This window comes from Paenibacillus sp. Soil787 (assembly GCF_001429545.1).
GTDB lineage: Bacteria > Bacillota > Bacilli > Paenibacillales > NBRC-103111 > Paenibacillus_E.
The window spans coordinates 126,927-141,175 of record NZ_LMSP01000046.1; the positions used below are offsets into that span (position 1 = coordinate 126,927).

Sequence of the window (14,249 nt, forward strand, 5' to 3'; positions counted from 1 at the left end):
TTCGTCACTTAAGATCGGTTAGGAGGGACATCCAGTGGAGCAAGTTATCGCACGTCAAAGAGGAACAGATTTCTCCTCGGTGGCCATTCGGGCATTCGGCTACTTCGTTATTGGTCTTTTCGCTCTGTTTTGTTTACTGCCTTTTCTTCTTGTCCTTGGGACGTCGTTCACAGCAGAGAAATCGATCACGTTACACGGCTACAATTTGTGGCCCAAGGAGTTCAGTACTTTTGCTTATAAAATTGTGTTCGAGAATCCGGGAGTCATAATTGGCTCCTATGGGGTTACGCTCGGCATTACGTTGGTTGGAACAACCATTGGGTTGTTTATCGTAGCCATGACGGGTTATTCCTTGCAGCGTCCTGATTTTCCTTATCGGAATCGGATCTCCTTCTTCATTTACTTTACAACATTGTTTCAGGGTGGAGTTGTCCCCTTTTACTTAATCATGACGCAGTGGCTGCATCTGAAGGATAACTATTTGGCTGTCCTGCTGCCTGGACTGATGAGCCCTTTTCTCATTATTATGATGAAAAGCTTCGTAAGGTCCATCCCGCATGCGATTACAGAATCGGCCAAAATGGACGGGGCGGGTGATTTCAAGATTTTCACCAAGCTCATCCTGCCGATGACAACACCGGCGCTGGCCACCATTGGATTGTTTATTGCTTTGGGTTATTGGAACGAATGGTACAATGCGATGTTGTTCCTATCACCCGATTTAAAGTATAGGCCGCTTCAATTATTCCTGTACAACGTTGTAACAAGTGCCGATTTTATCAAAAACTCATCGGTCTCCTCCAATGTACAGCCAAGGGATATGCCGCTGGAGTCCATGAAAATGGCTACCGCAGTCGTCGCAACGGGACCGGTCATTCTCTTTTATCCGTTGGTGCAGAAATATTTCATCCAAGGTATTACCGTTGGTGCTGTAAAAGGCTGACGCAAAACATATACCAAAACGATTATGGGGAGGCAAATCCGAATGTTCAAGAGAAAAAAGAAAGCGCTCAGTGTAGCTCTGGCAGCGACGCTTGCTGTAAGCTTGACAGCGTGCTCCACACCTAGCAGTACAGGAACTAATTCCACGGATAAAGCGGCAGCGACTACTGCGGCAACAGGGACAGCAGCACCATCAGGCAAAATTGACACCTCCGAGTTTCAAACGATTTCCTACGTGATGTTGGGGGATAAACCGAAGAATGGTCAATTTGAAAAGGTAATGGAGAAGGTCAACGCTATTTTGAAACAAAAAGCAAATGCAAAACTGGAAATTAAATGGGTGGAATGGGCCGATTGGCAAACCAAATATAATCTGTTGCTAGCTTCAGGAGAACCGGTTGATTTGATCACGGTTGCAACAGATTGGTTGGATACTTGGCAGAATGCACAAAAAGGCGCTTTCCAGCCGCTGGATAAGCTGCTTCCTGTGTATGCGCCGTTAACTTGGAAGGAAGTACCGCCAGAGAACTGGGCTGAGACGAAGTACAAGAATCAAATCATGCTCATTCCTGAAGATCATTATACGCAGTGGGTTAATCACGGTTTCTTGTATCGTGGTGATTGGGCCAAAGAGTTTGGGATCACGGCGCCGATTACAGATTGGAAGTCGATGGAGACCTATCTCCAAGGTGTCAAGGATAAGAAGCCAGGCGTTGTTCCTTGGGATGCGAATGGTACGGCTGCTGGTAATATTGGCGGCTACATCAATTCCTACACAGATGCGATTGAACTTCCGATCAGTACAGGTCTCTTCGGTCTAATCTACGGTAAATCCTATGATGAGAAGTATAAAGCTTACAGCCCTGTTCTCGATGATACCTTCGTGAATTTTGCCAAACTTATGAAAGATTGGGGCGACAAAGGCTTCTGGCGCGATGATGTGCTGAACTATAAGGGCGATAACCGTTCTGAACTGGAAGCTGGTAAATCCTCAATAGATCAGCATCATACGCAAACCTTCCTTGGTGAACGTATCAAAATGGATAAGCTGCAGCCGGGATCGGACCTCCAGTTCTTTCCATTCTCGGCTACACGCAACAATCTCGTATCCATGTCGATCACGCATGGCGGTACTTCCATTGGTGCGAAAAGTAAGCATCCGGAGCGCGCTCTGATGGTCTACGAGCTGATTCGTCAAGATCCAGAAGTGTATCATTTGATGAATTACGGCTTGGAAGGCACACAATACGTCATCAAAGATGGCAAACGTTTCCGTCCAGACGGCTATGATGTGCAAAGAGACGAATTCTATTCCAACTTCTGGGGTGGACGCATCGATAAGAATGAAATTCCAGATGGTAATGATTGGTCAGGAAAAGGCGCGCTTTATGCATCCTATGACAAAATCAAAAAGCCATTCCCATACGGCCGATTCGTTTTCGATAAGGGACCTGTGTCAAACGAGCTGACAGCGGTTACCCAAGTTGTTGGACAAATGGGACCTGCGATTCTTTATGGCAAAGCGGGAGACCCAGTCAAAGCAGTTGATGATTTCCGCGCGAAGCTGAAAACAGCAGGTTTTGATAAGCTGATGGCTGAAGTCCAAAAACAATTGGATGCCTTCAAAACCACTGTAGAAAGCAGCAAATAAGGATAAAGATATCGAAGGTCTGTCTCTGAACAGGCCTTCGATCTTTATATTTTGACGTAACGGAGAGTGTATTCTTGGAATCTATAACCGTCTATGATATTGCCCGAGAAGCGAACGTCTCCGTCGCGACAGTTTCCCGTGTTCTCAATGATACCGCACCCGTTCGAACCTCGACTAGGCAGAGGATTATGGCGATTATTGAAAAGCATAAGTTTCAGCCCAATGCGTTGGCACGCAGTCTGGTGAATAAGAAAACGGGCATGATTGGCGTGTTATTCCCAGATAGCAGCAACATGTTTTTCCCTGAGGTGTTCGGAGGGGCAGAGCGAGCTGCGCAGAAGCTTGGGTTCACACTCTTTCTATGTAATACATTCAGTAATTTCAGCAGAGAATCCGAGTATTTGAATCTACTTTGCGAAAGGCAGGTAGAAGGACTCATCTTTATGGGTGGACGTATTAATTCACGTCGTTGCCCCGAGCTGCTCGCCCAGGAAGTCGTGGATATCCAGAAGAGAATTCCAATTGTCTTGATCAATGGCAGCCTTCCGGGTCATCCCTGTCATCGGGTGAAAACGGACGAATATGCGGGCACCCAGCTCATGATGCAGCACCTTATTGATCGCGGGCATCGAAGCATCGGCTTCTTGGGGGGAAACGCTGAAACGACAACGACGATGGAAAAGCTGCAAGCGTACAAAAGTACGCTTGGAGCGAATAATCTCTCATTTCGGAAACAAATCGTACGCTTGGGAGACTTCTCCATGGAATGTGGCCGCAAGCTGATGGATCAGTTCCTTACCATGCCAAATTGTCCAACTGCCTTTCTGTGTATTAACGATTATGTGGCCATTGGTGCTATGAAAGCTGTTATTTCTCATGGGCTGCGTATTCCGCAGGATATCGCCATTGCGGGGTTTGATGACAGCCAATTAGCTTCTGCGATGAACCCCGAACTGACAACCGTTTCACAGCATAGTGAAGAGCTTGGGAGTCAAGCGATGGCTTTATTATCGAGATTGATACAGAAGGAAAAGGTGAAGAAACTGACGGTTCTGGAGCCTAAGCTCATCGTTAGGCAGAGTACGTAAGACACCCATTAAATGGGTGTCTTGAGGGTAATGGCCATGCAGCTTAAATGGATAAAGCATTGACTAGTTTCAATGATTAGACGAATCCTATACAATATAACCGACAGGTATTGCCTGACGGTAGATTGTATAGGGTTTTTTTGAATTTTTGATGAGTAGGGGGCAAACCATGCAGTTTCTACAAAAATATGTAACCATGCCTTGGTTTCGTAATCAGCGCATTCGCTATAAAATCATCTTGATTTATTTTCCACTCATCTTCGTGCCTTTATTTGTATTAGGTTTTGTCTCGAATCAAGTATATACGAATGCGATTGTCAAAAAGACGATAAAAAATGTTTCGGATAACTCGTCCCTCATTATTACGCGCATCACGGGCATGTTAACGAATGTAGAAAGCTGCGCCAATATGCTGACGATCAATCTCAACAAATTGATCGTGGAAGACCCGCAATCCCAGGGGGCAGCGGAAACGAGCTTACAGATGTACACGCAGATTACGAATCAGTTGAGCTTTGCCCTGCTTGTATTTCCCGATGTCCAATCGGCTGCATTTATAGATGCGAATGGACGGGTCTTTGGATCTAATCTCCTTATGGAACGGAATCAGGAGTTGACCGCGAGCAGTGAAATGCTTAAAGAGATTGACGCCTCCAGTGGCAATAATATGTGGTTTCCCATGCAGCATCGTAATTACTTGACCCCTGATTCACAAGAAATAGTCATGACGCTAGGTAAGCGGATTGTCAATATTTATACGGGGCAAAAAATCGGTATGATCATACTGAATATCAAAGAAAGCTCCTTGTCTGCGATTTATCAGAAAATCGGCTCCATCCAGGATGGCAGCTATTTTATCGTGAATGAGGGAGGCGTCGTTATTTCTTCGCAGCATCCGGAGGATTTGCTTCATGATGTTGCAGATCCACCTTTGAAAAACTGGATTACGTCTAGTAAAGATACATCGGATCTTACCTCTTTTCAACATGAGAAAACGCTTGTAGTCAGCTCTGATGTTCCTAGCTTTGGGTGGAAGCTCATCTCGATGGCCCCTTTACAATCCTTAACCGCGGATACCCGTAAAATCACTGTCCTTATTGTGTTTATAGGGTTGATCTGTTTATTTTTTGCTTTGCTTGGTGCGGGCATGCTTTCGCAATTCATTGCCAAACCGATTATGGGGCTTACCAAGCATATGAAGAAGGTCAAAGAAGGCAATCTGGACATCGAATTCCAGGTGAATTCAGAGGATGAGATTGGATTATTGGCCTCAGGCTTCAATGCCATGATAAGGCGTGTTCAAGAGCTGCTGACAAACATTAATTTTGAGCAAAAGAAGAAGCGTGAATACGAGCTGGCGCTTATTCAGGCGCAAATTAAACCGCATTTTCTCTATAACACGTTAGATGTTATTTACACTTTGTCAGAAATGGGACGAGCGCGGGACGTACAGCGAACAACCAAAGCGTTGGCCGATTTCTATCGCGTGGCTCTAAGTAAAGGCAGAGAGACGATAACGATCGAGGAAGAAGTCCGCAATGTGAAGGATTATTTATCCATTCAGCGTATCCGTTATTCCGATGTGTTTACCTTTGAATTTGATATCCGGGGTGAAGTGCTCGGCGGTCTTATACCGAAATTAACTATTCAACCACTCGTTGAAAATGCGATCTACCATGGTCTTAAAACGAAGGGAAGCCTGGGGCTTTTGAAAGTAACAGGTGAAATTGTGGATGGTAAAATCAAGATTATCGTCAGCGATGACGGGGTTGGCATGCTGCCGGAGCGGCTTGATGCTCTTATGAAAAAGCCTGAATCTCCGGAACAAGCTGTCGGCTATGGGTTAAGGAACGTGAAAGACCGTATACAGCTTTATTTTGGCGATGATTATGGCTTACAAATTGAAAGTCAACTGGGGCAGGGTACAGAAGTAACACTATGGCTCCCTTTTCAAAGTGAGGAAGGTTAAGAGATGCAGAAAATATTAATTGTTGATGATGAATCCATTTTCCGAGAATACTTGCGCACGGCATTAGATTGGGAAGCTTATGGGTTTGAAATATGTGCGGAAGCCAAGAATGGGGTCGAGGCGTTGGAGCAAGTCGACGTGCATCATCCTGATATTGCCCTTGTGGATATTACGATGCCATTTATGGATGGACTGACTCTTTCAGAGCAATTGAAGGAACGGTATCCAGCTACAAGCGTGGTGCTGATTACGGGCCATAACGAATTTGATTATGCTCGAAAGGCACTTAAGCTTGGCGTTGAAGATTACATTCTGAAGCCATTTTCGAAGGATGAATTGGTACTGACACTGCTTAAGCTTCAGAAGGAGCATCAGCGTGCCCAGGAAGAGAAGTCCACACTGAAGGAAAATCAGCTGTTGATGAAGGAGAGCTTTCTTAATCATTTGCTTAGCGGTGACTACAACCATTCCAATGAGGAGACAACTACAAGACTTCATCAACTTGGGGAATCCTTCGAGTCACTATGCTTTGTGGTGGCGTGTATTGAGATTGATAACATGGATCACAAATGGAACAAAGTGAGTGAACGATTACTTTGGAAATATGCGGTGACGAACATTCTGAACGAGGCGCTGGAGGAAACGGAGAATCACTTGATCTTCAATGGACCAGAGGGGCGCATTATTTGCTTGGTGGAGCACCAAGGCAGTGGTGAGCTGGAAACTCCTGCGTTAGGCGGGTATGAAAAATTATGTTTCCTGATCAAGAAATATTTGAAATTTACGATCACCGTTGGTGTGGGGCGTAGTCAATTCGGTTATCAGGGGATCCGTACTTCCTATTTGGAGGCGCTTGAAGCCTTGCAAAATAAGTTTGTACTGGGGAATGATCGTGTTATCGCTTACGGGTCAGGAGTCTTGGAGTTAGGGACTCAAGCCTTCTATCCCACAGAAGTGAATGAAGAGCTGCTTGTTCAATTACGCATGCAAAATGGGGATAAGGTAGATGCTAAGTTGGAAGAAATATTCCAATCGATTCGTGATCAGCGGCTTTCCTTAGACTACACCTATGTCATAAGCATGGGACTTATTTCTGTTTGTCTGTCTTATGTAACGGAAACGGGGCATCCGATTGAAGACTGCTTCGGCGAAGCCTTTTTTCCCTATAGTGAAATCAAACGGTTGGAATCCATTGAAACCACATCGCTATGGATCAAGGAATTGTTCAATCAAGCGATCCTTTATACGGGTAAGCACAGAAAGACCCGATCGTCGAAAATTGCCCAATCCGCCAAAGAATATATTGAGCTTCATTACGGAGATCCCGAACTGCAATTGGATCAAATTGCCCAGCAGGTGTTCATCAACCCCAGCTATCTCCGGGCTGTATTCAAGAAAGAAATCGGCATGACGGTGACCGATTATGTCACACATGTTCGTATGCATACAGCGAAGGATTTACTCGGTAAAGGGAACATACGTCTTGCGGATATTGCTGAACAAATCGGCTTTAACGATCCTAGTTACTTTAGTAAAAGCTTCAAGAAATTTTTTGGTTATTCCCCTAGTGAGTATGAGAATAACCGTTTATAACGAATTTTCTAAATGTGCGGATTTTACAAGAACCCCTCGATTATTCCATTATCATAGGGGGTTTTTCCTTATATACTCAGGTTGTAAAGAAGAGAAAGCACATGATGCCTGGGAGGTCCAACAAATGAAAAAAATGGCAGTCACTCTCGTAAGCTTGCTCGCGGCTACTAGCCTTGCAGCTTGCGGAACTACAAACACAACTAAAGATGCAGGTGCAACTAGCGCGCCAACGGCTGCAGCAACAGCAGCACCCGCGAAGTCGGATGCAAAGCCGGTCAAACTTAGAATTTATGCCCAGTACGCAGATGAAGATACCAAAACACCTTATGACTATGCGGTTGCAGAATTGAAAAAAGAAATGCCGAATGTTGAGTTAGAGCTTGATATTCAAGCGCAAGATGATGGCCAGAAGCTGAAGACTTATGCGGCTACAGGCAATCTGCCTGACATTTTTCAAGCAGGATTAGACATTATCGATACGTTTAAGAAATCCAATAATATTCTAGTTCTGGATGAGTATGTAACGAAATTCGGCTTCAAGGACAAAATGCAGCCAAGCGCAATGAATACGCTGGTTACAGATGATGGTCATACTTACGCTTTCCCTTACGCTGGTAACGAGGTAGCCCTACTTTACTACAACAAAGATTTGTTCCAACAAAATGGTGTGAAAGTACCGACAACTTATGATGAAATGATGACGGCGGTTAAAACTTTCAATGGTAAAGGCATTACGCCACTTTCCATCTTCGCTAAAGAAAAATGGCCTTGCGTAGCCCTTTATGACATGTTCGTTTCACGCGCTGAACCAGCTGGTGTGACAAAGCTCGATAAAGGTCTTGCCAAGGCAGATGATGCTGCTTACAAAACAGCTGCAGATAAAATCATTGAGCTGGTTAAAGCAGGCATGCTGCCAAAAGGCGCTACGAACTTGAACTATGATCAAGCAGCGGCGCTCTACCATGAAGGTAAAGCAGCGATGTTCATTAACGGTCAGTGGGAAATCGAAGCGGCTACGAAAGCGCTTGGTGACAAGGCTGGCTACATGTACATCCCAGCTGCAGATGCTGCATCCTATGAAAAAGGTAAAACAGCATTCAGCGGCAGCGGCGGTCCTGGTGGATATGCCGTATCAGCAAACACCAAGGATAAAGAACTTGCAGCGAAAGTAGCATCCTTCATTTCCTTGAAATATGCGGAGTACAAGTTTACGAACCGCAGCAATCCAATCGTTGCAACTAAAGTAGATAAACCGATTGTGAAACCATTTCCACCGATGATGGATCAACTATCCAAAGATATTCCGAAAATCACAAGCACAACAGCGTTCTCATGGGGATTGTCCAATCCTAAGTTCAAAGCAGCGCTTGAAGATGCCACGCAAAACCTGATGACAGGTAATTATACAGCGGATCAATTCGTGAAAGATTTGAATAAATCAGCCGTAACAGCGAAATAACCGAAGTTTCTATGGAAAAGGAGACTCACACTGGATCGCTCAGAGCCGGTGTGAGTTTTCTACTAAAAAAGGGAAGTGATGACATGCGCAAATTCATGGGAAATAAGGCGGCTATTATGCTTTTCACACTGCCGGCACTCCTTTTGTATACAGTGATTGTGTTTTATCCGATTTTGCAAACTTTCTATCGCAGTACATTCGAATGGGATGGGTTAAGCGAAGGCACTTTTATTTTTCTGGATAACTATATTCGGTTGTTTCAAGATAGTATTTTTTATACCTCTCTTTACAACGGACTAGTCTTTGCAGGCATCCTAGCTGTCGTGCAAATCGGAATCGGCACTGTGCTTGCTTTTGTCGTCGCAGAAGGGTTCAGAGGAAGCAAGTTTCTAAGAATTAGCTACTTCATTCCTGTGGTTCTTTCCATTACGGTTGTGTGTCAGCTGTGGCTGGCCATGTATAACAGTGAGTATGGCTTGATTAATAAAATATTTGAAGCGCTCGGCATCTCATATCGTCAAGATTGGTTGACGAACAACAAAACTGCGATTTTCGCGATTGCGTTCGTGAATGCTTGGCAGTACATGGGTTACCAGTTCGCGCTGCTGCTGGCGGCTGTAAAGTCCGTTCCAGAACAATACCTAGAGGCTGCACGTATTGATGGAGCATCCAAATTCAAAGCGCACATGGCAATTACAATCCCAATGCTGGCTGAGACGTATAAATTTTGCCTCGTCCTGGCGATTACTGGCGGACTGAATGCTTTCGCCAACATGTTCATTATGACCGGCGGGGGCCCGGGGAATTCCACATACACATTGACCTATCTGATGTACCGCTCTGCGTTCCGCGTGGGTGAATTCGGTTATGGAAGCGCCGCGGCTGCCTTTCTTGTCATTGAATGCTTGATTGTCACTTTGGCTATTAACCGACTGATTGCCAGAGAACGGATTACATTTTAAGGGGGATGACAGATGAACGGAATACTCAAATTGCGTAAAAAGAATCCGCTCCTGGGCATCTTCTTGTGGGTATATGCGGGGTTGTCGGTGTATCCACTGCTTTGGATGGTCTTTTATTCGCTTAAAAACAACAATGAAATCTTCGTAACGAATCCATTCGGTTTCCCGACTCATCTGCGATTCGAGAACTATGTGGATGCTTGGTCAAGGTTCAATGTTCCAGTCTACTTCAGTAATAGCTTGCTGGTAGCGGCAGCAACGGTTGCGGGAACGATTGTACTTTCGGTTACGTTTTCCTATGCTGTTGCCAGAATGCAATGGCGGTGGAAGGAAGCCGCGCGTATTTATGTTGTAATTGGGATGTTCATTCCTGTGCAAGTCATCATGATTCCGCTAGCGATACTCGTACGTGAGTTTCATTTGGCCAACACGTATTGGGCGCTTATCGTGCCTTATATTGCCTTCAATATTTCATTCTCCAGCATGGTTTTCTATGGTTTTTTCCGCAGTATTCCGGTTGAGCTGGAAGAATCCGCTTGTATGGATGGGGCCAGTATTTACCGGACCTTTTATACGATCATTTTACCGATTATCAAGCCTGCAATTGCAACGATGGTGATCTTCGTCTTCTTGTCGGCATGGAATGAATTTACGATGGCGTTAATTCTGATTACCAAGGAATCCTTAAAGACCTTGCCGCTCGGGCTGCTCTTCTTCCAAGGTCAGTTCACCACCAATTGGGGGGCTATGGGTGCGGCGATGACGATTGCGAGCCTACCGACCGTGCTTGTGTATGTACTGTTTAGTGAGCAAGTGGAGAAGGCATTGACCGTAGGGTCTGCCGTGAAAGGATAAAACTGTAAATGGTTAAAACGAAAGGGCTGTCCTCAAGTAGATTACTTGAGGACAGCCCCTTTTACGTTAATATACAGCTTTATCGCGATAGAAATAAGTAATCGCAGGCTTTCCACCTTTAAGCTTCAGCTTAAAGGTGGAAAGTGCTTTCTCAAATTTATCCAAGTGGTAGATGGTCGAATTTCGATGTGCCTGTTAGCGGAAATACTGACTTTGAAACTACGGATTTTGCCGACCTGAACAAGTGGGATTTGTTCACCGCCAATCCTCGGTGCTACAACGAGCGCCCAGGATTCGTGCGACTTGGGAAGATATGGGTGGTTTCGTTTTTTGCGAGTTGTACTAAGTACAACAATTTCCTTGATTTTTATCGTAAAAGTGGAATATGTTGCATTTCGTACAACAATTTTGTCATTATTATTCCTTTTAGGGCATTTTCATGAGAAATTGTTGTATTTTTTGCAACAATTGATGGGAAATGGTTGATTAGCTAGACAAATGTTGCACGTAGTACAACTTGCCTTTAGTGGTCTACTCATTAGGTGCTCTGCTTTAGAGTTTTCTGTTTTTTAGGTGCTATGCTTCTCGGTGTTCTGCTCTTTATGTCACTGTTTTAACTTTCAACGCTTCTTAAGCATCATGGACTCCCTTTACTAACCCAAAACGTAACATTGTCGCCCTGCAAGCCTTTCGTACCTGACTTTGGGTCTTGTTTTATGACGGTTCCCTTTGGCTTATCATTTGCTTCAATCAAAAAATTGTAATGCAGACCAGCGGCCAAAGCTTGCGCCTCGGCATCAGCCTGAGATAGACCGACCAGGTTCGGTATTGCGACTTCCTCGGTTTGATTGTTCGAATCACCGAGAGGCTTCGTTGTTGATGGAGCAGGTGTATTTGTCGGCGCAACAGGTGTGGCGGTTGGTATAGGTACCACAACGACAGATTTCGTTTTGGAAGATGGCCAAAGCGCCCAAACCGTGACCAAGACGACGACCAAAATAGCAATTGCTCCTATCCCTGCCTTGCTTAAAGCGCTCAGTGATTGTGATCGCTTTTCAGCTGCGGGTGCAACTTCATCTACCTCATCCTTATCATCAACCTCATCCATTGCGTGGTTTTGAATTTTACTCGGGTTTTGGTAATGAATTTGTTTGTGGCTAGGCCCCGCGTCCTGCTTTTGACCGGAAGATGGTAAACTCCGCAACCCAAAAATCAATGAAGAAAGTGATGCGTGACCTTGGCAGACAAGCTTAATCAGCTTAATTAAAGCCAATTTCTGCTCATATGTCGCAGATGGAATAGGCGTGCGCTCCAGATGTGTATGCATCACTTCAAAAGCACCGGTAATCGTCTCCGCGCCGGTGAAGAGCTGAATCATCAACCGACAAAGCCCGATGGCCCCTTGTGCCTGCGGATCGCATTTGTCCCAATAGTTAATGACGGAAAGTTTGCCGTGATCATCTAACCATAGGTTTTCAGCGCCTACTGAAAATCCTGTAATACGTTCCTCCATCGCGTCTAGCAAAGAAACCCCTAGATCAGCAATCATTGCAACGATGGTATAGAAAGACATATTTTTCTTGTTAACATGGTTGGAGAATAGTGACCCTGGCTTGGCTTGCAGAATGATCGTAACCGAATCTTCTTCTACAGATGTATCCAGGATATGTTGAAACCCGTCATGTATGAAAGCTGCTTTATGATGAAGGGTTCGAATGCAATCTTCACCGATCTGCCCAGGTTGAAGCTCTATTTGATAGAGGAGAACCTTTCGAGTTAGAAATAAATCATCACCGTAACGCAGAGTGCCATGAGGTAATGCGACGATCTGTGTATCTGGCACATATCGTGTACCCATCTTATTATGCATGGAATATCCATCCTCTCTCTTGATGGCATCATTAGGAGTTGCCTTTATTATATATGATTCGGCGGGATTTAGGAATTTAGGGATTGAGTTCCTCTCTTTTGGAACAAGCTTGAGAAAATTGAGTTGAAAGCTCTATGATTCAAATGACCTAGATGATATGATAGTTTTGCAGAATTTTTTACAATTTGATCCAATATGAGGGGGAACTGTGTTGAAAAAAGTCGTTATTTTGGGCGGCGGTGTTGCCGGAATGAGTGCCGCGCATGAATTGATTGTAAGAGGCTACGATGTGTCTGTGTACGAATTTAAAAGTATTCCAGGCGGGAAAGCGAGAAGTATGCCTTTCGTAGGCAGCGGAACTGGCGGGAGGAAGGATCTGCCAGGTGAACATGGTTTCCGGTTATTTCCTCGCTTTTACAGACATGTCATAGATACTTTGAAACGAATTCCCTATGAGAATGGCACTGTATATGATAACTTAACAGAAGTGACGCGGTTAGATATTGCTACCTATACAGCACCGTTATTGCCGCTGCTCGCCAAAATTGAATTTAGCTTAGAGAATTTTATGGTGGTCATCAGAGATTTATTCGATAATGGCTTAGGTCTAAGTATGGATGATCTGGAGCAATACGGACGTAAGCTATGGCAAGTCATGACGAGCTGTGATGAACGCATTCGCGAGGAATATAACCTCATCGATTGGTGGAATTTCATTGAAGCGGATCAACAATCCCCTGCATTTCAAAAAATATTCGCTGGATTCACTAAAACCCTCGTTGCTTGCCAATCCAAAATTGCAAATACTCAAACTGTCGGCCCTGTAGCTGTTCAAATGACACTAGATATCACAACACCAGGCACGAGCTTCGTCCGTCTCTTGAACGGTCCTACGAATGACAAATGGGTGAACCCTTGGCTAACATTTTTACGAGAGCAGGGCGTTGATTACCATCTAGAGGCAAAAGTCGAAAGCATCGACTGTGTGGATGGCGTTATTCGCAGTGCGAAGGTGACAGAGAACGGTAAAACCTTCGATGTAGAAGCTGATTATTACATCGCTGCATTCCCCGTTGAAGTGATGGGCAAATTCATTACGGACGCTATGGTGCAAGCCGATCCTACACTTGCAGGTGTGCAGAAGCTTGTTGATTCCGTCGCATGGATGAATGGCATTCAGTATTATTTGAAGGAAGAACTGCCTATTACACATGGACATGTTATATACTTAGATGCACCTTGGTCGTTGACTTCGGTATCCCAGAAGCAATTTTGGCAGGATGTCGACCTTAGCCAGTATGGTGATGGCACAGTGAAGGGCGTTTTATCCGTCGATATTTCGGATTGGGACTCACCGGGGATATTATTCGGTAAATCGGCTACACATTGCACGCCTGAAGAGATCAAGGCCGAAGTATGGGCACAGATGAAGTTAAGTCTGAACGTGGATGGCGCCGTTATCCTAGAAGACGGTGTTCTGCATTCTTGGTTCTTGGATACGGATATTCAATTTGAGAATCCCGAACATGCATGCACGAATATGGAACCCTTGCTTATTAATCGTGTGGGTACTTGGGAAGACCGTCCTGAAGCTTATACCGCTATTCCGAATCTGTTCCTTGCCGCGGACTATGTCCGTACGAATACGAACCTCGCGACGATGGAAGGCGCTAATGAAGCGGCTAGACGCGCAGTTAATGCCATACTAAAACAAGATGCTTCTGCGGAAGAGCCTTGTGAAATATGGGAGATGTACACATTTGAGCTTGGGCATATCGATTTATTGAAACCTTTTCATCATCATGACAAGCGACGGTTTGAAAAGGGGCTTCCTTGGGATGGAAAGCTTTTTTAGGAATA

General features: G+C 44.8%; 10 protein-coding genes. 9 read left to right on the forward strand and 1 reads right to left on the reverse strand.

Annotated features, from left to right (window positions below):
* Window positions 1–46 precede the first annotated feature (46 nt).
* The 8 genes from ASG93_RS30605 (at window position 47) to ASG93_RS30640 (ending at window position 10,519) form a co-directional block, all read left to right on the forward strand.
* Window positions 47–943 carry a carbohydrate ABC transporter permease gene (locus ASG93_RS30605; RefSeq protein WP_156411107.1) on the forward strand — a complete coding sequence of 299 codons (897 nt, stop codon included), beginning with the start codon at window positions 47–49 and terminating at the stop codon, window positions 941–943.
* A gap of 42 nt (window positions 944–985) precedes the next feature.
* Complete coding sequence (locus tag ASG93_RS30610) at window positions 986–2,593, forward strand: DUF3502 domain-containing protein (RefSeq protein ID WP_056838413.1); 1,608 nt, start codon at window positions 986–988, stop codon at window positions 2,591–2,593.
* A 74-nt stretch (window positions 2,594–2,667) separates the two neighbouring features.
* On the forward strand, window positions 2,668–3,681 hold the full coding sequence (locus ASG93_RS30615) for a LacI family DNA-binding transcriptional regulator (protein WP_056838414.1): 1,014 nt from the start codon (window positions 2,668–2,670) through the stop codon (window positions 3,679–3,681).
* A gap of 169 nt (window positions 3,682–3,850) precedes the next feature.
* Window positions 3,851–5,650 carry a sensor histidine kinase gene (locus tag ASG93_RS30620; protein ID WP_056838416.1) on the forward strand — a complete coding sequence of 600 codons (1,800 nt, stop codon included), beginning with the start codon at window positions 3,851–3,853 and terminating at the stop codon, window positions 5,648–5,650.
* A 3-nt stretch (window positions 5,651–5,653) separates the two neighbouring features.
* A complete protein-coding gene (locus ASG93_RS30625; RefSeq protein WP_056838418.1) occupies window positions 5,654–7,243 on the forward strand; it encodes a response regulator in 1,590 nt (529 codons plus the stop codon).
* Between the two features lie 124 nt (window positions 7,244–7,367).
* A complete protein-coding gene (locus ASG93_RS30630; RefSeq protein ID WP_056838419.1) occupies window positions 7,368–8,702 on the forward strand; it encodes an ABC transporter substrate-binding protein in 1,335 nt (444 codons plus the stop codon).
* Between the two features lie 83 nt (window positions 8,703–8,785).
* Window positions 8,786–9,664 carry a carbohydrate ABC transporter permease gene (locus tag ASG93_RS30635; protein ID WP_056838421.1) on the forward strand — a complete coding sequence of 293 codons (879 nt, stop codon included), beginning with the start codon at window positions 8,786–8,788 and terminating at the stop codon, window positions 9,662–9,664.
* Window positions 9,665–9,676: 12 nt separating this feature from the next.
* Complete coding sequence (locus tag ASG93_RS30640; RefSeq protein WP_056838423.1) at window positions 9,677–10,519, forward strand: carbohydrate ABC transporter permease; 843 nt, start codon at window positions 9,677–9,679, stop codon at window positions 10,517–10,519.
* Window positions 10,520–11,156: 637 nt separating this feature from the next.
* Here ASG93_RS30640 and ASG93_RS30645 read toward each other — a convergent pair.
* Entirely contained in the window at window positions 11,157–12,389 is a 1,233-nt protein-coding gene (locus tag ASG93_RS30645) for a PASTA domain-containing protein (protein ID WP_056838425.1), read from the reverse strand.
* 208 nt (window positions 12,390–12,597) lie between these two features.
* Here ASG93_RS30645 and ASG93_RS30650 point away from each other — a divergent pair, with 208 nt between their 5' ends.
* The gene (locus tag ASG93_RS30650) at window positions 12,598–14,244 is read left to right on the forward strand and encodes an FAD-dependent oxidoreductase (RefSeq protein ID WP_082615197.1); all 1,647 of its coding nucleotides are present in this window, start codon (window positions 12,598–12,600) and stop codon (window positions 14,242–14,244) included.
* Window positions 14,245–14,249: the final 5 nt, after the last annotated feature.

Bases quoted from the DNA above. Each gene is read 5' to 3' on its own strand.
- ASG93_RS30610 (WP_056838413.1), top strand. From the start codon at position 986: ATGTTCAAGAGAAAAAAGAAAGCGCTCAGTGTAGCTCTGGCAGCGACG.
- ASG93_RS30620 (WP_056838416.1), top strand. From the start codon at position 3,851: ATGCAGTTTCTACAAAAATATGTAACCATGCCTTGGTTTCGTAATCAG.
- ASG93_RS30625 (WP_056838418.1), top strand. From the start codon at position 5,654: ATGCAGAAAATATTAATTGTTGATGATGAATCCATTTTCCGAGAATAC.
- ASG93_RS30630 (WP_056838419.1), top strand. From the start codon at position 7,368: ATGAAAAAAATGGCAGTCACTCTCGTAAGCTTGCTCGCGGCTACTAGC.
- ASG93_RS30635 (WP_056838421.1), top strand. From the start codon at position 8,786: ATGCGCAAATTCATGGGAAATAAGGCGGCTATTATGCTTTTCACACTG.
- ASG93_RS30640 (WP_056838423.1), top strand. From the start codon at position 9,677: ATGAACGGAATACTCAAATTGCGTAAAAAGAATCCGCTCCTGGGCATC.
- ASG93_RS30645 (WP_056838425.1), bottom strand. From the start codon at position 12,389: ATGCATAATAAGATGGGTACACGATATGTGCCAGATACACAGATCGTC.